The organism is Streptomyces sp. NPDC107500 (assembly GCF_055582785.1).
This window is the reverse complement of record NZ_JBVJPF010000005.1, coordinates 57,281-76,545: the sequence shown is the minus strand read 5'-3', so window position 1 is coordinate 76,545 and position 19,265 is coordinate 57,281. Positions and strand designations below refer to the sequence as shown.

Annotated in this window: 17 protein-coding genes, 2 tRNA genes and 1 other RNA gene; 11 read left to right on the top strand and 9 right to left on the bottom strand. The window is 74.9% G+C overall.

The window, feature by feature from the left end:
* Positions 1-54: 54 nt before the first annotated feature.
* The 7 genes from ACZ67M_RS20600 to ACZ67M_RS20570 all read right to left on the bottom strand — a co-directional run bounded on the left by ACZ67M_RS20600 (position 55) and on the right by ACZ67M_RS20570 (position 4,130).
* Complete coding sequence (locus tag ACZ67M_RS20600) at positions 55-672, bottom strand: LytR C-terminal domain-containing protein (RefSeq protein ID WP_361357190.1); 618 nt, start codon at positions 670-672, stop codon at positions 55-57.
* A gap of 110 nt (positions 673-782) precedes the next feature.
* On the bottom strand, positions 783-1,079 hold the full coding sequence (locus ACZ67M_RS20595) for a type II toxin-antitoxin system VapB family antitoxin (RefSeq protein ID WP_003999914.1): 297 nt from the start codon (positions 1,077-1,079) through the stop codon (positions 783-785).
* 155 nt (positions 1,080-1,234) lie between these two features.
* Entirely contained in the window at positions 1,235-1,369 is a 135-nt protein-coding gene (locus ACZ67M_RS20590) for a hypothetical protein (RefSeq protein WP_260474341.1), read from the bottom strand.
* Positions 1,370-1,421: 52 nt separating this feature from the next.
* Positions 1,422-1,751, bottom strand: a complete 330-nt coding sequence (locus ACZ67M_RS20585; protein WP_469852110.1) for a hypothetical protein — start codon at positions 1,749-1,751, stop codon at positions 1,422-1,424.
* 82 nt (positions 1,752-1,833) lie between these two features.
* Positions 1,834-2,511 carry an HdeD family acid-resistance protein gene (locus tag ACZ67M_RS20580; protein WP_469852108.1) on the bottom strand — a complete coding sequence of 226 codons (678 nt, stop codon included), beginning with the start codon at positions 2,509-2,511 and terminating at the stop codon, positions 1,834-1,836.
* 275 nt (positions 2,512-2,786) lie between these two features.
* Entirely contained in the window at positions 2,787-3,377 is a 591-nt protein-coding gene (locus ACZ67M_RS20575; protein WP_392237101.1) for an HhH-GPD-type base excision DNA repair protein, read from the bottom strand.
* A gap of 24 nt (positions 3,378-3,401) precedes the next feature.
* On the bottom strand, positions 3,402-4,130 hold the full coding sequence (locus tag ACZ67M_RS20570) for a siderophore-interacting protein (protein ID WP_392011003.1): 729 nt from the start codon (positions 4,128-4,130) through the stop codon (positions 3,402-3,404).
* Positions 4,131-4,213: 83 nt separating this feature from the next.
* Here ACZ67M_RS20570 and ACZ67M_RS20565 point away from each other — a divergent pair, with 83 nt between their 5' ends.
* The 5 genes from ACZ67M_RS20565 to ACZ67M_RS20545 all read left to right on the top strand — a co-directional run bounded on the left by ACZ67M_RS20565 (position 4,214) and on the right by ACZ67M_RS20545 (position 10,200).
* Entirely contained in the window at positions 4,214-6,331 is a 2,118-nt protein-coding gene (locus tag ACZ67M_RS20565; RefSeq protein WP_469852106.1) for a penicillin acylase family protein, read from the top strand.
* Positions 6,324-6,944 carry a GNAT family N-acetyltransferase gene (locus tag ACZ67M_RS20560; RefSeq protein ID WP_469852104.1) on the top strand — a complete coding sequence of 207 codons (621 nt, stop codon included), beginning with the start codon at positions 6,324-6,326 and terminating at the stop codon, positions 6,942-6,944. The genes ACZ67M_RS20565 and ACZ67M_RS20560 overlap by 8 nt, the downstream gene beginning before the upstream one ends.
* Positions 6,941-7,432: a cupin domain-containing protein gene (locus ACZ67M_RS20555; protein WP_467320430.1), complete on the top strand. Its 492-nt coding sequence runs from the start codon at positions 6,941-6,943 to the stop codon at positions 7,430-7,432. The genes ACZ67M_RS20560 and ACZ67M_RS20555 overlap by 4 nt, the downstream gene beginning before the upstream one ends.
* A complete protein-coding gene (locus ACZ67M_RS20550; RefSeq protein WP_469852102.1) occupies positions 7,429-8,205 on the top strand; it encodes an SDR family NAD(P)-dependent oxidoreductase in 777 nt (258 codons plus the stop codon). The genes ACZ67M_RS20555 and ACZ67M_RS20550 overlap by 4 nt, the downstream gene beginning before the upstream one ends.
* Before the next feature lie 204 nt (positions 8,206-8,409).
* Positions 8,410-10,200 carry a copper resistance CopC/CopD family protein gene (locus ACZ67M_RS20545; RefSeq protein WP_469852100.1) on the top strand — a complete coding sequence of 597 codons (1,791 nt, stop codon included), beginning with the start codon at positions 8,410-8,412 and terminating at the stop codon, positions 10,198-10,200.
* 88 nt (positions 10,201-10,288) lie between these two features.
* On the opposite strand, the gene ACZ67M_RS20540 is transcribed toward ACZ67M_RS20545, so the two are convergent.
* A tRNA-Ser gene (locus ACZ67M_RS20540) sits at positions 10,289-10,376 on the bottom strand.
* 74 nt (positions 10,377-10,450) lie between these two features.
* Here ACZ67M_RS20540 and ffs point away from each other — a divergent pair.
* From ffs to ACZ67M_RS20510, 6 genes are all read left to right on the top strand, one after another.
* An RNA gene (ffs, locus tag ACZ67M_RS20535) (signal recognition particle sRNA small type) lies at positions 10,451-10,545 on the top strand.
* Positions 10,546-10,593: 48 nt separating this feature from the next.
* Positions 10,594-12,939, top strand: coding sequence for a DNA polymerase III subunit gamma and tau (locus ACZ67M_RS20530; protein WP_469852098.1), 2,346 nt, complete (start codon positions 10,594-10,596; stop codon positions 12,937-12,939).
* Positions 12,940-13,065: 126 nt separating this feature from the next.
* A complete protein-coding gene (purD, locus tag ACZ67M_RS20525) occupies positions 13,066-14,319 on the top strand; it encodes a phosphoribosylamine--glycine ligase (RefSeq protein ID WP_361356515.1) in 1,254 nt (417 codons plus the stop codon).
* 306 nt (positions 14,320-14,625) lie between these two features.
* Positions 14,626-16,491 carry a M48 family metalloprotease gene (locus ACZ67M_RS20520; RefSeq protein WP_469852096.1) on the top strand — a complete coding sequence of 622 codons (1,866 nt, stop codon included), beginning with the start codon at positions 14,626-14,628 and terminating at the stop codon, positions 16,489-16,491.
* 175 nt (positions 16,492-16,666) lie between these two features.
* Complete coding sequence (locus tag ACZ67M_RS20515; RefSeq protein WP_469852094.1) at positions 16,667-18,127, top strand: N,N-dimethylformamidase beta subunit family domain-containing protein; 1,461 nt, start codon at positions 16,667-16,669, stop codon at positions 18,125-18,127.
* 89 nt (positions 18,128-18,216) lie between these two features.
* Positions 18,217-19,116 (top strand): phosphoribosylaminoimidazolesuccinocarboxamide synthase, encoded by a 900-nt coding sequence (locus ACZ67M_RS20510; protein ID WP_392010978.1) that lies wholly within the window; start codon positions 18,217-18,219, stop codon positions 19,114-19,116.
* Between the two features lie 60 nt (positions 19,117-19,176).
* Here ACZ67M_RS20510 and ACZ67M_RS20505 read toward each other — a convergent pair.
* A tRNA-Gly gene (locus ACZ67M_RS20505) sits at positions 19,177-19,249 on the bottom strand.
* Positions 19,250-19,265: the final 16 nt, after the last annotated feature.

The window sequence follows — 19,265 nt, the reverse complement described above, 5'->3', positions numbered from 1 at the left end:
GAGCGGCCGAGCACTACCCCGCAAGGCCGCCCGGCAGCCACTCCCCAGCGCCGCTCAGCAGCTCTTCTTCTCCGCGGTGGGCGTCGGCTGCGGCGCGCTCAGCCGGGTGAGCGCCGCGTCGGCGTCCGCCGGTTTCGCCAGCCCCTTGAAGGCGTTGCCGATGATCAGGTCGACCTCGGCGCCCTTGCGGGCCGCGTCGACGCGGGGTTCGGCACCGGCCAACTGGGTGCCGAGCACGGTGAGCGAGCTCTTCAGGGAGGCGGCCGGGCCGAGCAGGAGGCCCGTGCCGTCGACCTTCTTGTCGTACTCCTTGGGCGCGTTGCTCACGTCGCCGATGCGGAAGCCGCGCTTCTTCAGCTCGTCGGCGGTCTTCTGCGCGAGCCCGCCGCGGGTCGTCGCGTTGAGGACGTTGACGGTGACCTGACCGGGCTTCGGCAGCTTGGCCGCGGCGGGCGCCGCGCTCGTCCTCGCGGACGCGGTGACACACCCCGCGGCACCGGCCGCCGAGGCCTTGTCACCGCCGGTGAAGACGTCCACGAGCTGGAGCGTGCCCCAGCCGAGCACGCCGAGGACGGTGACGCACGCGACGCCGAGGAACGCGAGCCTGCCGCGTCGCCGGGCCGGGCGCATCCGGGGGTACTTGTCCCCCGTGATCTTGTACTGGCCACCCATGCCGGGAGGAGTCAGCATGCTCATGGGCGCAGCGTAGTGCGCCGGAACGGCGATGCCTATTAGATGATCAGTAGACGTTCCGCGGTTCGCGGCAAGGCAACCCGAAAGGGTCAGTCGAGTTCGAGAACCCGCGCGTGCAGCACCTGCCGCTGCTGGAGCGCGGCGCGCACCGCGCGGTGCAGACCGTCCTCCAGATACAGGTCGCCCTGCCACTTCACGACGTGCGCGAAGAGGTCGCCGTAGAAGGTGGAGTCCTCGGCGAGGAGGGTTTCCAGATCGAGCTGGCCCTTGGTCGTCACGAGCTGATCGAGGCGGACCGGACGCGGAGCGACGTCCGCCCACTGCCGGGTGCTTTCCCGGCCGTGGTCGGGGTACGGCCGGCCGTTTCCGATGCGCTTGAAGATCACACGGAAAGCCTACCGGCCCGGACGTTGCGGGCGCAGCCATGGCGCCCTAGTGCGGCGCTGGAAATGACGCCGTAAAGGGGATCAATCGGGAAGGCGGGCGCGCCGCCGGCGGTGGAGGCGGTCCCGAACCCGCCTCCACCGCCCGGTCCGTCGCCTCAGCCGCGGCTCCCTTCCCGCGTGGGGAGCGGCCGTTCGGCCGGAGCCTGCGGCGCGTGGCCGGACTTGGGGGTGCTGCGGGCGGCCTCGGCACGCAGGAGGGCGCGCAGGACGGCGTAGGGGTCGTTGGGCATGACTGCTCCTGTCTCCGTGTACGGGATTCCGTGCTGCTGGAGCCCGGTCCCGTCAGCAGCGCAGAACCACGGAGCGCCTCCCGCGCGCGCGGGACGCGGGCACGGCGGGAACAGAGGGTGCGCGGCGCGCACGGCGTGCCGCCCGCCGGACCACGCGCCGCTCCGGCCCGGCCCGCCGCTCACGGCGCACGGGAGCGCGGAGCGCGCTGTCGGCCTGGTCGTACTCCCCCACCGCCCCGGCGGCCACCGTCGCGGTGGACACCGCCTCCGCCTCGGCCGTGGCGTGCGCGCAGGGCACGGCCAGGGCGAGCAGCAGCACGAGCACCCGCAGCCAGGCGGTGCGCCCGGCGCGTGCGGTGGCGGCGTGCGGTGCGGGGCTCACGTCACTCGTGTCCCCGCCCGGCGTACGCGGTCCATCGCGTCGGGTATGAGAACCGCTCGCTCGGCGTAGGCGCGGGCGCCGTTCACAGCTCGTGCGGGGCCTGACGCGCGCGTCCGCGCAGCCGCAGCGAGGTGACGGTCTCGACGAGGCCGACGACGACCAGCCACCAGCCGCCGACCAGCATGAGGACGGAGGCCGACTCGACGGGCGAGTCGATCAGGACGATGCCGGCCACCACGGTGACGACGCCGAGGAAGACGTGCCAGCCGCGCGCGGGCATCGCCGGGTCGTGCACGGCGGCCACGATCTGGGTGACGCCGCGGAACAGCCAGCCGATGCCGATCCACAGGGCGAGCAGCAGCACGGACTGGAGGGGGCCGCGGAAGCAGAACAGCCCCAGCAGGATCGACACGGCGCCGCTGATGAACGCCAGCACCCGCAGCGAGGTCGTCCGGTGCGTGCCGAAGGCGGCGGCCAGCTGGAGGACGCCGCTGAAGACGAGGTAGAGCCCGAAGAGCACGCCGGCGACGCGCAGCGAGGCGCTGGGCCACACGAGGACGAGCAGACCGAGGACCAGTGAGGCGATGCCGGTGAACAGCACGGTCCGCCATGCGGCGCGGGACAGCAGCTGCAAGGGCCCCTCGAACGCGGGCTCAGGCTCGGACCGACCGCCGTCGGTGCCGCGCGCACCGTGCCGCGCGTGCACCCCGCGATCGTCGTACGGCGTCCCTCCGGGAGGCCCACTCGGTGGCTCGGTCATGCTCCATGCTGGGAACGCCCCCGCCGCTCCCGCCACTTGAGACGGTCCACGGGACTGACACGGCTACCTGTCCGCCGCCCACACGGCACCCGGCGTGAATGCGGGCCGGGGGTGGGTGTCGCGGGCCGGCGCTTGCCGGGTGCGACGGGTGCCGCCCCAGCGGCACGACTGCCCGCAGCTGAGGCGGAAGCGGCAGCCGGCAGCCCGACCCGCAACGCACCGCGCTACACGCACGCCCACCGAAGCAGCCACAGGCCGCCGCAGGCGGCCCACCCCTACTTGCCGGCGGCCTTCGCCTTGGCCGCCGCCTTCATCTCCTGCTTGTGGGCCCGCACCTTCGTCAGCGACTCCGGCCCCGTGATGTCCGCGACGGAGCGAAACGCGTCCGCCTCCCCGTACGCGCCGGCCGCCTCCCGCCACCCCTCGGGCCGTACGCCAAGCTGCTTGCCCAGCAGTGCCAGGAAGATCTGCGCCTTCTGCTTGCCGAACCCCGGCAGCGCCTGGAGCCGCTTCAGCAGCTCCGCCCCCGTCTCGACCCCCCGCCAGACTCCCTCGGCGTCACCGTCGTACGTCTCCACGAGGTACCGGCACAGCTGCTGGATGCGCCCCGCCATCGATCCCGGGTACCGGTGCACGGCCGGCTTGTCGGAGAGCAGCGCCGCGAACCCCTCGGGGTCGTACGCCGCGATGTCGTGCGCGTCCAGGTCCTCCGCCCCCATGCGCCGCGCGATGGTCGACGGCCCCTTGAACGCCCACTCCATCGGCACTTGCTGGTCGAGCAGCATGCCGACGAGCGCGGCGAGGGGACTGCGGCCGAGGAGTTCGTCGGCCTCGGGGTCCTGGGCGAGGTGCAGTGTGACGTCCATGCCCCGATGATCGCGCGTACCGGCTCAGGACGCGCGCCAGTACCCCAGCGCGTTCACCCGCTGCTTGGGCAGCCCCAGCTCCTTACGGGCGTACGAGGCCAGCGCACGCGTGGTCGCCGTGTCGCACGCGATCCAGACGTACGGCTCGCCCCCGGCACTCCGCACCAGCTCCGGCAGCTCCTCCTTCACCCGGGCCACCAGATGCGCCCCCGCGTCCCGGCGCGGCACCGCACGCACCTCGTGCCGCCCGGGATCGGTACGGAAGGGCAGCCCGTCGTCCGCGTCCCCCTCGAACCAGATCGTCGCCGGCACCGGCCCCAGCGCGTCGAGCAGCGAGTTCAGCGCGGGCAGCGACGCCGGATCCGCGACCGCGAACACGCGCGAGGGAGCGGGCTCCGGAAAGTCGAACCCGGTTCCCTGGACCGTCGCCTCGATGGTGTCCCCCGGCTTCGCCGCCCGCGCCCAGTCGCTCGCGCACCCCTCGTGCAGGGCGAACTCCATGCTGAAGGTGCCGGCCGCCGCGTCCGGGTCGACCAGCGTGTAGCCCCGCTGGTGCGGCTTGCCCGCGTTCTCGAACCACAGCCGCACCCACATCGTCGGATGCACCCCGGTCGCCGCCAGCATGCCGCCGTCGGTCAGCCGCAGCCGCCGGAACTCCGGGGTCACGTCCTCCGCGTCCGTCACCGTGAACTCGAAGTCCTTCGCGCGCATCAGCTTGAGGACCGCGCCCTCCCAACCCCGCCCCTGCCCCATCGTTTCTTCACCCTTCACGTACTATTCGGCCACCACGGCAATACTTAGGTGAGCCTAACCTAAAGGAAAGTAGAGGCACAGGGGTGAGCGCCGAGACATACCGCGACGCCTGGGGGATCCCCCACCTGCGCGCGGACAGCGCGGACGAACTCGCCCGCGCCCAGGGCCGGGTCACCGCCCTGGACCGGGCCTGGCAGCTGGAGGTCGAACGGCACCGCGCCCAGGGCACCTCCGCGTCCTTCCTCGGCCCCGAGGCCCTCTCGTGGGACCGCCTCGCCCGGCGGGCGCGCCTCGCCGACACCGCCCGCCGCTGCCACGCGGCCCTGGAGGAGAAGGACCCGGAGACGGCCGCGTGGGTGCGGTCCTACGTCGACGGCGTGAACGAGGGCCTCGCCGAAGTGGGCACCACCCACGACACGGCCCGCCCCCACGCCCCCGAATTCACCCGCACCGGCCTCACCCCGGGCCGCTGGGAACCCTGGACTCCGCTCGCGGTCTGGCTCGCCACGCACATCCTCTTCGCCGGCTTCCCCGCCAAGCTCTGGCGCGAGCACATCACCACCCACCTCGGCCCGGAGGCCGTCGCCCTCTTCGCCACCGACGGCCCGGGCACCGCCGGCAGCAACGGCTGGCTGGTCGGCGGCGACCGGACCACGACCGGGCACGCGGTCATCGCGGGCGACCCGCACCGCTGGATCGAGGACCCCGGCGTCTACCAGCAGATCCACCTGTCCTGCCCGGAGTTCGACGTCGTCGGCCTCGCCGTCCCCGGCATCCCCGGCATCGCCCACTTCGGCCACACCGGAACGGTCGCCTGGGCCATCACCAACGCGATGTCCGACTACCAGGACCTGTACCAGGAGCGACTGCGCCGCACCGGCGCCGGCGTCGAGGCCCTGGGGCCCGACGGCACCTGGCACCGCGCCGCCCGGCACACCGAACTCATCAGGGTCGCGGGGGAGAAGGGGACGGAGGGGGAGACCGTGGAGGTGGAGGTCATCGAGACCGACCGCGGCCCGGTGATCGCCGGCGGCCCCGAGGGCCTCGACGACGGCACCCCGGCCGCCCTCAGCCTCCGCTACCCGCCCCGCGTCACCGCCGACCTCGGCTTCGGCGCCCTGCTGCCCCTGCTCCGCGCGCGCGGCGTCGCCGACGTGGACCGGGCCCTGGACGCGTGGGCGGAGCCGGTCAACGTGGTGCAGGCCGCCGACACCGAGGGCGGGCTGCTGCACCGGGTGGCCGGACGCGTCCCGGTACGACCGGACGCCAACCGCCTGCGCCCGGTACCCGCCTGGGAGCCCGGCCACGAGTGGGACGGCTGGCACACCCCGCCCCGGGCCGGCCTCACCGACGGCGTCGCCGTGATGGCCAACCAGCGCGGCCCCGCGACCCCGCTCGGCATCGAGTTCGCCCCGCCGCACCGCGCCGACCGCATCACCGCCCTGCTCGCCGCACGGGAGCGCTGGTCGGCGGCGGACATGCCGGCCATCCACATGGACACCCACCTCGGCTCGGCCGCCGCCCTCCTCGACCGCCTCGCCGGCCTGGACGGCCTGACCCCCGAGGCCGCCGCCCTCCGCGACCGCCTCCTGGCCTGGGACCGGCACATGGACGCCGACAGCGCCGACGCGGCCCGCTACGCCGCCGTGCGCACGGCCGTCGTACGGCGGCTGGCGGCGCACCCGGTCCTCGCCCCGGCGTCCGTGCCGCCCGCCTACCCCGAGGTGCTCCAGCCGTGGCTCGCGCTCGTGCCGCGCGTCGGACACGCCCTCGAACACCTGCTGCGCGCGGAGGACCTGTACGGCATCGACCGCGCCGCCGCCGTCCGCGCCGCGCTGGAGGAGGTCGCCGCGCGGCCCCCGGCCGGCACCTGGGGCGACACCCACCGCCTCGCCGCCTGGCGGGCGCTGCCGGACACCACGTCCACCCCCGCACCCGGCCCGCGGCTCTCCGGCGACCACGACTGCGTCCTGTGCACGTCCCCCGTGCCCGGCGTCACCGACCGAGCCGCCCGCGGCCCCGCCGCCCGCTACGTCTGGGACCTGGCCGACCGGGGGAACAGCCGCTGGACGGTGCCCCACGGCGCCTCCGGCACCCCCGGTTCGCCGCACCACCAGGACCAGCAACGCCTGTGGCTCGGCGGGGACCTCGCCCCCGTGATCACGGACTTCGACCAGCTCACGAAGGAATCACATGCCTGACCCGCGCACCCCCTCGTACGCCACCCGCACCTCCCTCCACGAGCAGCACCTCGACGGCTTCGGCACCGTCCGCGTCCTCCCCCTCGACGCCGCCGAGGACGCCGGCGTGATCCACCGCTGGGTGAGCGAGGAGCGGGCGGCGTTCTGGGGGATGACGGAACTGACGCGGGACCAGGTCGAGGCCGTCTACGCGCACATGGACACCCTCGACACCCACCACGCCCGCCTGGTCGTCAAGGACGGCGAACCGGTCGCCCTGCTCCAGACCTACGACCCCGGGGCCGACCGGGTGAGCGAGTGCTACGACGTCGAGCCCGGCGACATCGGCGTCCACCTGCTGCTGGCCCCGGCCGGGGCACGGGGCGCCCGGCCCGGCTGGACCGCCGCACTGGCCGGGGCCCTCATGGCGTACGTACTGCTCGGCCTGGACCGGACCCGGATCGTGGTCGACCCGGACATCGGCAACGAGAAGGCGATCGCCCGCTTCCTGAGGCAGGGCTTCACCGCCGGACCCGCGGTCGTCCTGCCCGTGGTCGACCTGCCGGACGTCCACCTGCCCGAGAAGAAGGCGCAACTCGCCTTCCTCCGCCGGGAGGTAGCGTTCCCGGCGTGACTTCGCCGCCCACCGCAGAAGACCTGATCGCGCACTACGGACTGGAGCCCATCCCCCGCGAGGGCGGCCTGTTCCGGCGTACCTGGGCAGGCCCCGAAGGCCCGGACGGACACCCCGCGGGATCGGCCATCGTCGCCCTGCTCACCGCCCGCCCGGGCGACTTCTCCGCCCTGCACCGCCTGCCCACCGACGAGGTCTGGCACTTCTACCTCGGCGACCCGCTGGAACTGCTGCTCCTCTCCCCCGACGGCGGCACCCGTACGGCCGTACTGGGACCGGACGTCCTGGGCGGCCAGCACGTGCAGTTCACGGTCCCCGCCGGCACCTGGATGGGCGCCCGCGTGGCGGCCGGCGGCGCGTGGACGCTCTTCGGGTGCACGATGGCGCCCGGATTCACCTACGGGGACTACGAGCACGGCGACGCGGCCGGCCTCACGGCGCGCTATCCCGACCGGGCCGCGCGGATCGTGGAACTGTGCCGCCCATGAACCCGCACACGCGGCTCCTCGACGGTCAGGTGGCGCTCGTCACGGGCGCCGGCGGCTCCATCGGCCGCGGCATCGCGCTGCGCCTCGCCGAGGAGGGCGCGGCGGTCGCGCTGCACTGCCGTACGTCGGTCGCGGCGGCGCGGGAGACGGCCGGCCGGGTCCGGGAACGCGGCGGGAGCGCCACCGTCCTGCGGGCCGACCTCACCGACGAGGACGCCGCCCGGCGCCTGGTCGAGGAGGCCGCCGACTGGGGCGGCGGACGGCTGACGGCGCTGGTCAACAACGCGGGTGTGCAGCCGCTGCGGGACCTGCCCGGCATGACGGCCGCCGAGTGGCGTGCGGTCGTGGACACCAACCTCACCGGCGTCTTCGCCTGCACCCAGGCCGCGGCCGGGCTCATGCGGGCCCAGGACGGCGGCGGCTCGGTCACCCACATCGCCTCCATCGAGGCGTCCGCCCCCGCGCCCGCCCACGCGCACTACAGCGCCTCCAAGGCGGCGGTGGTGATGCACGCCCGTTCGGCGGCCCTGGAGTACGGCCCGTGGGGCGTCAGGGTCAACTCCGTCTCGCCCGGCCTCATCGACCGCGCAGGGCTCGACGAGGCGTGGCCGGAGGGCGTACGGCGGTGGCGGCGGGCGGCGCCCACGGGACGGCTGGGACGCCCGGAGGACGTGGGCGACGCGTGCGTGTTCCTCGCCTCCCGGCTGGCGTCCTGGATCACCGGGCACGACCTCGTGGTGGACGGCGGGGTGACGGCCCGCCCGTCGTGGTGAGGATCCGCGCGGCGGGCGGGTGAGCGGGGCGGCCTCCGTGTCCGTACGTATCCCCGAGGCAGTGGGTCCCGACGACGGAGATGCGACGTGAGGTGTGTGGGCGGTGCACGCGCTGGAGCCCGAGGACGGGGAGGCAGGCCGGACGGACGGGCGGGAGGGGAGCGCCGGGACCGCCGGCCGGACCGGGGAGGAGTCCGGCGGCTGGTGCTGCTGGGCGCCGTGCTGGTCCTGCTCCTCCTCGGCGGCGCGGGCCCCGCGTCCGCCCACGCCGCCCTCGGCTCGGCCGACCCCGGCGACGGAACCGTCCTCCAGCGGGCCCCCCGCCACGTCACCCTGACCTTCAGCGAGTCCGTCGGCCTGCGCGACGACTCCTTCCGCGTCCTCGACCCCGGCGGCCACCGGGTGCGCACGGGGGAGGCCGGTCACGCCGACGGCCGCTCCGACACGGCCCGCGTCGGCCTGCCCGCCGAGCTGGGGGAGGGCACCTACACCGTGGCCTGGCGGGTGGTGTCGGCCGACAGCCACCCCATATCCGGCGCCTTCACCTTCTCGGTCGGGCAGCCCTCCACGACGACCGCGGCGGTGGACACGGGCCCCACCGAGGACCCCCTGACGGCCACCCTCCACAAAGTCGCCCGCTACCTCTCCTACCTCGCCGCCGCCCTGCTCATCGGGGTCGCCGCCTTCGCCGTCCTGTGCCGCCCGCCCCACGTCTGCGCCCTGCGCCGCCCTCTGGTCGCGGGCTGGTGGACGCTGCTGGGCGCGACGCTCGCCCTGCTGGTGCTGCGCGCCCCGTACGAGGCGGGCACGGGACCGGCGGACGCCCTGGACGCGGGCGCGCTCGCCGACACCCTCACGACCCGCCCCGGCGTACTGCTGCTGGCCAGGCTGGCGCTGCTCGCGCCGGTGGCCCTGTTCCTGGTGCGCGCGGGCCGCGCGGACCGCCACCGGGAGCGCCGCCCGGTGACCGCCGCCGTGGGGGCCGTACTCGCCCTCGCCCTCGCGTCGACCTGGGGCGCCGCCGAACACGCCTCCGCCGGCATCCAGGTGCCGCTCGCGGTGACGTCCTTCGTACTGCACCTGCTGGCCACGGCGGTCTGGCTCGGCGGCCTCGTCGCCCTGCTCGTCACCCTGCGCTCGGCCCCGGACGCCGCCACGGTCGCGCGCTTCTCGCGCGTCGCCCTGGCCTCCGTGACCGTCCTGGTCGCCACCGGCGTCTACCAGTCCTGGCGCGGCCTCGGCTCCTGGCAGGCGCTCACCGGGACGACGTACGGCAGGCTGCTGCTCGCCAAGGTGGCCCTGGTGACCGTACTGCTGGCCGCGGCGGCCGTGTCCCGGCGCTGGACGGCCGCACTGGCGACGGCCCGGACACCGGTACGGCAGCGGGAGCGCGAGCGGGTACCGGAACCGGTCCCGGCCGGCGGCCCGCCCACTCCGGAGCCGGAACCGGAGCCGGAGGCCGCCGAACCCGCTCCGCCCGCCCCCGAGGCCCCCTCCACCGCCGCGGACGACCTCCGCCGCGGACTGCGCCGCTCCGTCCTGGCCGAGGCGGTCGTCGCCGCCGTCGTCCTGGTGGTCACGACCGTGCTCACCAGCACCCTGCCGGGCCGGGCGGCGGACGAGGCGGCGCGGGCCGTGCCGGCCGGCGGGGTGCTGCCCGCGTCCGTGACCACGATCCCCTTCGACCTCGGCGGCTCCGGCCGCGGCACGGTCCAGATCACCCTGGACCCCGGCCGCACCGGCGACAACGCCGTCCAGGCCGTGGTCTTCGGCCCCGACGGCGCCCTGGCCGCCGTACCCGAACTCCGCCTCTCCTTCACCCTCCCCGACAAGGATGTCGGCCCCATCGAAGCGCGGCTCGTCGACCGGGGCGGCTACTGGAGCGCCAACACCCTCGCCCTCCCCCTCCCCGGCACCTGGACCATGCGCACGACGGTCCGCGTCTCGGAGATCGACCAGGTGAGCGTGGAGCGGCGGATCCGGATCGAACGATGACGGGCGGCCGTCCCGGGCGGCCGGCCACAACGTCGAAGGGCCCCACCGCGAACGGTGGGGCCCTTCGACTTCGTGCCCGGTGAGGCACTGGCGGAGGATACGAGATTCGAACTCGTGAGGGGTTGCCCCCAACACGCTTTCCAAGCGTGCGCCCTAGGCCTCTAGGCGAATCCTCCGCCGAGAACATTACATGACGCCGAGGAGTGCTTGCGAACTCGTTCTGAGCGCCCCACATCGGGTAACGTGTGGCCCAGCCCCTCACGCGGCGCTATCTGACTGAACTCCCCCAGGGCCGGAAGGCAGCAAGGGTAGGTTGGCTCTGGCGGGTGCGTGGGGGGCGTTCGCGTTCGCGGGCGAATCCGGTTGTCAGTGGACGCCTATAACCTCGTATGCGTGTCGTCTCTCGCGCTCTACCGCCGTTACCGCCCGGAGTCCTTCGCCGAGGTCATCGGGCAGGGGCATGTCACCGACCCGCTGCAGCAGGCGCTGCGGAACAACCGGGTCAATCACGCGTACCTGTTCAGCGGTCCGCGCGGATGCGGCAAGACGACCAGCGCCCGGATCCTGGCCCGCTGTCTGAACTGCGAGCAGGGCCCCACCCCGACCCCCTGCGGCGAGTGCCAGTCGTGCCAGGACCTCGCGAGGAACGGGCCGGGGTCCATCGACGTCATCGAGATCGACGCCGCCTCGCACGGAGGCGTGGACGACGCCCGCGACCTGCGCGAGAAGGCCTTCTTCGGGCCCGCCCGGAGCCGGTACAAGATCTACATCATCGACGAGGCCCACATGGTCTCCCCGCAGGGCTTCAACGCCCTGCTGAAGGTCGTCGAGGAGCCCCCGGAGCACCTCAAGTTCATCTTCGCGACGACCGAGCCCGAGAAGGTCATCGGGACCATCCGCTCGCGCACCCACCACTACCCCTTCCGCCTCGTGCCGCCCGGCACCCTGCGCGACTACCTCGCCGAGGTCTGCGGCAAGGAGCAGATCCCGGTCGCGGACGGGGTGCTGCCGCTGGTCGTCCGGGCCGGCGCGGGATCCGTCCGCGACTCGATGTCCGTCATGGACCAGCTCCTCGCGGGCGCCGGCGCCGACGGTGTGACGTACGACATGACGACCGCGCTGCTCGGCTACACGGACGGCTCGCTGCTCGACTCCGTCGTCGAGGCGTTCGTCACAGGGGACGGCTCGGCCGCCTTCGGGGTCGTGGACCGGATCATCGAGGGCGGCAACGACCCGCGGCGCTTCGTCACCGACCTGCTGGAGCGCCTGCGCGACCTGGTGATCCTCGCCGCCGTGCCCGACGCGGCGGAGAAGGGGCTCATCGACGCCCCCGCCGACGTCATCGAGCGGATGCAGGCGCAGGCGCGGTCCTTCGGCGCCGCCGAGCTGAGCCGCGCCGCCGACATCGTCAACGAGGGGCTCACCGAGATGCGCGGCGCCCAGTCGCCCCGTCTCCAGCTGGAGCTGATCTGCGCGCGCGTGCTGCTGCCCGCCGCGTACGGCGACGAGCGGTCGGTGATGGCCCGCCTGGACCGGATCGAGCGCGGGGTGCAGTTCTCCGCGGGCGCGGGCGCTCCTGCCATGGGGTACGTGCCGGGGCCGGAGGCGCACAGCGGTGGCGGGGGGGCCGCCGCTCCGGTCGCGCCGGGCGGCGGGCCCGCGGCGGCCCGGGCGGCCGTAAGGGCACCGGGTGGCATGACGGCTCCGGCGACCGGTGCCGGTCCCGGGGAGGGCGAGGGCGGCGGTCCCCACGGTGGTGGGCAGGCGCCTGCCGCACCGGCACCGGCACCCGCTCCCGAACCCCCGGCTCCGGCTCCGGCTCCGGCTCCAACCTCTACTCCCACTCCCACTCCCGCCCCTGCCCCCGCCGCCGAGCCCGGTCCCGCATCCACGCCGGGTGCCTGGCCGACCGCGGCACCCGCCGGTGGCGGGCGACGGCCGGGAGGGTGGCCCACGGCGGCACCGGCGGGCGGCGGACAGGCCCGGACACCGGCCGCTCCCGGCCCGGCCGCGGCCCCGCCCGCCGCTTCGGCGCCCGCACCGGCCGCTTCCACGCCGGCGCCCGCACCGGCCGCCTCCACGCCGGCGCCCGCCTCACCACCGCCGGGCGGAGGGGTCGACCCCCGCTCGCTCTGGCCCAACATCCTGGAGGCGGTCAAGAACCGCCGCCGGTTCACCTGGATCCTGCTCAGCCAGAACGCCCAGGTGACCGGCTTCGACGGCACCTCCCTCCAGATCGGCTTCGTCAACGCCGGTGCTCGTGACAACTTCGTGAGCAGCGGCAGCGAGGACGTGCTGCGCCAGGCCCTGGCCGAGCAGTTCAACGTGCAGTGGAAGATCGACGCGGTCGTCGACCCCTCGGGCGGTTCGGCACCTCCGCCTCCCGCCGGGCCATCGGGCGGCCACGGCGGTTCCGGGGGCGGGGGCGGCGGCTTCGGTGGAGCCGGCGGAAGTGGCGGCACCGGCGGTGGCTTCGGGGGCGGCGCGCCCGCCCCGCGGCCGTCGGCGCCCGCGCCCGCCGCCGCGCCGCCCGCCGCGCCCGCTCCGGACTCCGGCCGCTCCTCGGCGCCGTCCGCACCCGCGCCCCGCCCGCCGGCGCCCGAGCCGCGCCAGGTCTCCCCCGAGGACGACATCCCCGAGGAGGACGACCCGGACCTCGACGAGTCCGCGCTCTCCGGCAGGGATCTGCTGGTACGGGAGCTGGGAGCGACGGTCGTCGAGGAGATCGCGCACGAGTAGCAGCCGGGGCGCGGGGCGCGGGTGCGTCACGCCGCGCTCGGCCTGGAGGAATCCACAAGGCCGTGCCGCCCCGTCCTTCGGAAGCCCGCACAAGGGGCCCGGGTCCTTTCCCATTAGGCTGGCCCCGTGAAGGTCCTTGTCATCGGCGGCGGCGCCCGCGAACACGCCCTGTGCCGTTCCCTGTCCCTCGACCCCGACGTGACCGCGCTGCACTGCGCACCCGGCAACGCCGGTATCGCCGAGGTCGCCGAACTGCACCAGGTCGACGCCCTCGACGGCGCGGCCGTCACCGCGCTGGCCGAACGCCTCGGTGCCGAGCTGGTCGTGGTCGGCCCGGAGGCGCCCCTGGTCGCCGGGGTCGCCGACGCCGTGCGCGAGGCCGGCATCCCGGTCTTCGGCCCCTCCGGGGAGGCCGCGCGGCTGGAGGGCTCCAAGGCCTTCGCCAAGGACGTCATGGCAGGCGCCGGCGTCCCCACCGCCCGCTCGTACGTCTGCACCACCCCGGCCGAGGTCGACGCGGCCCTCGACGCCTTCGGCGCCCCCTACGTCGTCAAGGACGACGGGCTGGCCGCCGGCAAGGGCGTCGTCGTCACCGACGACATCGAGGCGGCCCGGGAGCACGCCGCGGCCTGCGACCGGGTCGTCATCGAGGAGTTCCTGGACGGCCCCGAGGTCTCCCTCTTCGCCATCACCGACGGCGACAACGTCCGCCCGCTCCAGCCCGCCCAGGACTTCAAGCGGGCCCTCGACGGCGACGAGGGCCCCAACACCGGCGGCATGGGCGCCTACTCGCCGCTGCCGTGGGCCGACCCCAAGCTGGTCGACGAGGTCGTCCAGAGCGTGCTTCAGCCGACCGTCGACGAGATGCGCCGGCGCGGCACCCCGTTCTCCGGGCTCCTCTACGCCGGTCTGGCGATCACCTCGCGCGGCGTCCGCGTGATCGAGTTCAACGCCCGCTTCGGCGACCCCGAGACCCAGGTCGTGCTGGCCCGCCTGCGGACCCCGCTGGCCGGTCTCCTGATGGCCTCCGCCACCGGCAACCTCGCCGACCTGGAGCCGCTGCGCTGGAGCGACGACGCGGCCGTCACCGTGGTCGTGGCCTCCCACAACTACCCGGGCACCCCGCGCACCGGCGACCCGATCACCGGCCTCGCCGAGGTGGCCGCCCAGGACGCCCCGCACGCCTACGTCCTGCACGCCGGCACCCGCGCCGAGGGCGACGCCGTCGTCAGCGCCGGTGGCCGCGTCCTGTCCGTCACGGCCACCGGCACGGACCTCACCGAGGCCCGCGACCGGGCCTACCGGGCCGTCGCCCGCATCGGCCTCGACGGCTCGCAGCACCGTACGGACATCGCCGCGAAGGCGGCCGCGGGCGCCTGACCGGCCCCGCGGGACCCGCCCGCGCACTGCGACCCGACAGGCCCCGGCTCCGTCCCAGGAACCGGGGCCTGATCCTTGCAATCCGTCATCCACCTTTCCCCAAAGCCATTCCATCGAGTGACCGATAGGCCATACGGCTGACGGGCGCGAAGGCCCCAACTATGGTGCCGCGCAGGCGTTCCGGCACATGGCCCACCGACATTGCGATGTCAGTGGCGGGTGCCACAGTGGGGGAGTGAGCACCAGCAGACGAGCAGTGGACGAGCCAGGACAGACAGGACGTCGATGAGGGGGTGAGGTCCGGCCGTGACCGGTACCGGTGGTGAGGAGATGGGCGCGCGGGCCGCGCGTTCCCGGGCGTTGGCCGTGCTGCGCGTCCGCAGCCGCGCGCTGGCCGTCGCCCTGCTGCCCGCTGCCCTCGCCGTGATCCTGCTCGTGGGCGGCTCCACCGGGCGCCTGGCGGGCGCGGGCTGGGACGCCGCCCGCTGGGCCGTCTCCGTCCTCGCGGTGCTCGTGCTGGTGGCCGCGGCCGCGGTGGCCCTCGTCGTGGCCCGCTCCCGGCCCGCCGTCACCCCCACCGTCACCATCGCCGAGGAGTCGGCGCCGGACCTCTACCGGATGGTGCGCGACCTGGCCGACCGGCTCGACGTGCCCGCCCCCTCCGCGATAGCGCTCACGCCGGACTGCGACAGCTGGCTGGAGGACCGCACCCACCCGGCCCACGGACCGCCCGCCCGGGCGGCGGAGCGCGACGCCCCGGCCGTCCCGGGCGGCTCCGCCCGCCCCCGGGGCGCCACCGCGCCCGTCCTCGTCATCGGCTCGCCCTTCCTGTGGTGGATGCGCGTGGGCGAGCTGCGCGCCGTCCTCGCCCCGGTCGTCGCCGGCACGGGACCCTCGGCGCACCCCGACATAGCCGCCGCCCGCCGTTTCATACGCGGCCTGGACGCCGCGGTGGCCGTGGCCTCGGCGGACCGGCGCGACCCGCTCTCCCGGGCGGCCTGCGCGGGCCTGGGCCGGGTGTCCCGGCTGCTGCTGCGCGGTTGCCGGGTGCACGCGGCCGAGATGGAGCGCGGCGTCGCGTCGGCGGCGGCCGAGCGTGCACAGGCTGTGGACTACGGCCTGCGGATCGTCGCCCAGGAGCAGGTCGGGCTCGCCTACGCGGGCTGGGACCGGCTGCTGACCCGGGTGGCGCTGCCCGCCTGGCGGATGGGCCGCTGGCCCTCCCGGCTGGACGTGGGGGTCGTCGCCGCCCTCACCGAGCTGTCCCGCCGCGACCGGCTGGCCGAGGGCTTCGCCTCGCGCCTCGGGGAGCGCCCCGCCTGCGACCTGCTGGAGGAGCCCGGCGCGATGGACGAGGCGGTCTCGCTGCTCACCGCGCGCCTCTTCCACGGCGGGCCCGAGACCGGCCCGGACTGGTCGCCGGTGGACTGGGACGAGTATCCCGAGGAGGTCGTGGACCGCACCTGGCGGACGGACGCGGCCCGCCTCCACCGCGTCCTGGACACCCTGGGCGTCCGCCGCGCCGCCGACGGCGCCGCACCGGGCACCGAGGGCCCGACCCTGGCCCGCGTCCTGGACCACCTCACGACGGACACCGCGACGCCCGCCGACGACCCCCGGCCCACCGGGGACAGGGACGCACCCTTCCCGGCGACCGCCCCGACCGCCCAGGTGGGCCCGGAACCCGACCCGCACCCGGCGGCCACCGGCCCCGCACACCCCGAGGACGACGACGATCTGGCGGGCACCACCACCCGCGGCGCCGCCCTCGCCGCCGGACTCAGCGCCCAGCTGGCCCGCGAGGAGGCCGCCGCACAGCCGACCGGAGCCGGCGCCGGAGCCGCCGCCACCCCCTCGGCCGCCGCCGGACCCGACGCCGCCCTCTGGGACGACCGCGCGCTCCCCCTGTTCCCCCTGCAACCTCCGCGCACCGGCCGCGAGATCCTCACCGCGCACATCACCGCGATGGTGTGCTGCGCGGCGATGGACACCGCCGGCGCGGCCCCGGGCCTCGACTGGCTGGACGGACCGTCGCTCTTGTTCGACGGAGCCCGCGCCGCCGACCTGGCCCCCAGCGTGCTCAGCCTGGTCGAGTCCGGCGACCCGGGCCCCCTGCGCGCCTGGATGACCGACCTGGGCATACGCCCGGAGAAGCCGGTGCGCCTGGTCTGACGCGCCCGGACGGACCGTCCCGCCGAATCGGACCCCCCAATTCCACTTTCGGCCGCTTCGCGACGAACAGTGACCGCACGCGTGCCACATGTGATGTGCTGGGACCGAATCGAGCACATGGCAAGGGCGTTCGTCATACGCATGACCACGGGGGCACGAGGGAGGGGGCGGTTCCATGGGGTCCGAGCAGATCCGCCGCTGGGAGTCGGGAGCACTCGCGCACGCCGTGACGGACCCCTTCGGACAGGGGCCGCTCCCGTGGCTGCGCGGCGGCGAGACGTACTTCGGCGACAACGGCCGGGTCGTCGCCTGGTACGCGGACCAGGACACCGTCCCCGCCCAGCGCGGCGGCCCGCGCGCCGCCGACGACGTCCGCCGCCAGATCAAGGGCTTCACCGCCACCGGCGCCGCCGCCCCCGGCGAGGCCATCGACTTCCACGTCACCGTCGACCCGCCGCAGCAGTTCAGTGTCGACGTCTACCGGATCGGCCACTACGGCGGCGACGGCGCCGCCAAGATCACCACCAGCCCCCGCCTGTCCGGCATGGTCCAGCCCCCGCCGCTCACCGCCGACCGCACCGTCTCCTGCCACCACTGGTGGCTGTCCTGGCGGCTCCAGATCCCGTCGTACTGGAGCATCGGCGCCTACGTCGCCGTCCTCACCACCGCCGACGGCCACCGCTCCCACGTCCCCTTCACAGTCCGCGACAGCCACCCGGCCGACCTGCTGCTCCTGCTGCCGGACATCACCTGGCAGGCGTACAACCTGTACCCGGAGGACGGCCGCACCGGCGCCAGCCTCTACCACGCCTGGGACGAGGAGGGCCGGCTGCTCGGCGAGGCGGACGCCGCCACGACCGTCTCCTTCGACCGGCCGTACGCGGGCGCGGGGCTGCCGCTGCACGTCGGCCACGCCTACGACTTCATCCGCTTCGCCGAGCGCTACGGATACGACCTCGCCTACGCCGACGCCCGCGACCTGCACTCCGGCCGGATCGACCCGGCCCGCTACCGGGGCCTGGTCTTCCCCGGCCACGACGAGTACTGGTCCGCCGCCATGCGCCGCACCACGGAACTCGCCCGCGAGCGGGGCACGTCCCTGGTCTTCCTCTCCGCCAACACCATGTACTGGCAGGTGGAGCTGGCCCCGTCGCCGTCCGGCGCCCTCGACCGCCTGCTGACCTGCCGCAAGCGCCGGGGCCCGGGCCGGCCGACGCTGTGGCGGGAGATCGACCGCCCCGAGCAGCAGCTGCTCGGCATCCAGTACGCCGGCCGCGTCCCCGAACCGCACCCGATGATCGTCCGCAACGCCGGGCACTGGCTCTGGGAAGCCACCGGCGCCCACGAGGGCGACCCGATCGAGGACCTGGTGGCGGGCGAGGCCGACCGCTACTTCCCGCGCACCGCGCTCCCCGCGCACGACGAGCGGGTCCTGCTCGCCCACTCCCCGTACACCGACGCGCACGGCGCCCGGCGCCACCAGGAGACCTCGCTGTACCGGGCCCCGTCGGGCGCCTGGGTCTTCGCGTCCGGGACGTTCGCGTGGTCCCCGGCCCTGGACCGCCCCGGCCACGTCGACCCACGCGTCCAGCGCGCCACCGCCAACCTCCTGGACCGCATCTGCAAACGCGACTGACCCGCGCACACGGGGGCCGCCCCGCCGGTCGCCCTCCCCGCGGCGTACGGGACAATCGACGTACTTGGACAGAACCACGGGGAGGAACCGTGTCCGGATTCGTTGAAAAGCCCGAGCCGATCCAGGTTCCGGGTCTGGTGCACCTGCACACCGGAAAGGTGCGCGAGCTGTACCGGAACGAGGCGGGCGACCTCGTGATGGTCGCCAGCGACCGCATCTCCGCCTACGACTGGGTGCTGCCGACCGAGATCCCGGACAAGGGCCGGGTCCTCACCCAGCTCTCCCTGTGGTGGTTCGACCAGCTCGCCGACCTGGCCCCCAACCACGTCCTGAGCACCGAGCTGCCCCCCGGCGCCCCCGCCGACTGGGAGGGCCGCGCCCTGGTCTGCAAGTCGCTGCGGATGGTCCCCGTGGAGTGCGTGGCCCGCGGCTACCTCACCGGCTCCGGGCTCGCCGAGTACGACCAGACCCGTACCGTCTGCGGCCTCGCCCTCCCCGAGGGCCTCGTCGACGGCTCGGAGCTGCCCGCCCCGATCTTCACCCCGGCCACCAAGGCCGAGGTCGGCGAGCACGACGAGAACGTCTCCTACGAGGAGGTCGCCCGCCAGGTCGGCGCGGACACCGCCGCCGCCCTGCGCCAAGCCACCCTCGCCGTCTACTCCCGCGCCCGCGACATCGCCCGCGAGCGCGGCATCGTCCTCGCGGACACCAAGTTCGAGTTCGGCTTCGACGGGGACGACCTGGTCCTCGCCGACGAGGTCCTCACCCCGGACTCGTCCCGGTTCTGGCCGGCCGACCAGTGGCAGCCGGGCCGCGCGCAGCCGTCGTACGACAAGCAGTTCGTGCGGGACTGGCTGACCTCGGCGGAGTCCGGCTGGGACCGCGGGAGCGAGCTGCCCCCGCCGCCGCTGCCGCAGCAGGTCGTGGACGCCACCCGCGCCAAGTACATCGAGGCGTACGAACTCCTGACCGGCCTGAGCTGGTCGTAGCGGCCGCGGCCCCGCGGACACGAAGAAGCCCCCGGCCGGAGCCGGGGGCTTCTCACACGGAGCGAACGACGAGGTTCGAACTCGCGACCTCAACCTTGGCAAGGTTGCGCTCTACCAACTGAGCTACGTTCGCACTGCGCCGTGGCGCG

What these genes read in the sequence shown, in the direction of transcription:
- ACZ67M_RS20575 (WP_392237101.1), bottom strand. Translation starts at nt 3,377, where the DNA reads ATGGACGTCACACTGCACCTCGCCCAGGACCCCGAGGCCGACGAACTC.
- ACZ67M_RS20550 (WP_469852102.1), top strand. Translation starts at nt 7,429, where the DNA reads ATGAACCCGCACACGCGGCTCCTCGACGGTCAGGTGGCGCTCGTCACG.
- ACZ67M_RS20560 (WP_469852104.1), top strand. Translation starts at nt 6,324, where the DNA reads ATGCCTGACCCGCGCACCCCCTCGTACGCCACCCGCACCTCCCTCCAC.
- ACZ67M_RS20570 (WP_392011003.1), bottom strand. Translation starts at nt 4,130, where the DNA reads ATGGGGCAGGGGCGGGGTTGGGAGGGCGCGGTCCTCAAGCTGATGCGC.
- ACZ67M_RS20590 (WP_260474341.1), bottom strand. Translation starts at nt 1,369, where the DNA reads ATGCCCAACGACCCCTACGCCGTCCTGCGCGCCCTCCTGCGTGCCGAG.
- ACZ67M_RS20600 (WP_361357190.1), bottom strand. Translation starts at nt 672, where the DNA reads ATGGGTGGCCAGTACAAGATCACGGGGGACAAGTACCCCCGGATGCGC.
- ACZ67M_RS20580 (WP_469852108.1), bottom strand. Translation starts at nt 2,511, where the DNA reads ATGACCGAGCCACCGAGTGGGCCTCCCGGAGGGACGCCGTACGACGAT.
- ACZ67M_RS20515 (WP_469852094.1), top strand. Translation starts at nt 16,667, where the DNA reads ATGGGGTCCGAGCAGATCCGCCGCTGGGAGTCGGGAGCACTCGCGCAC.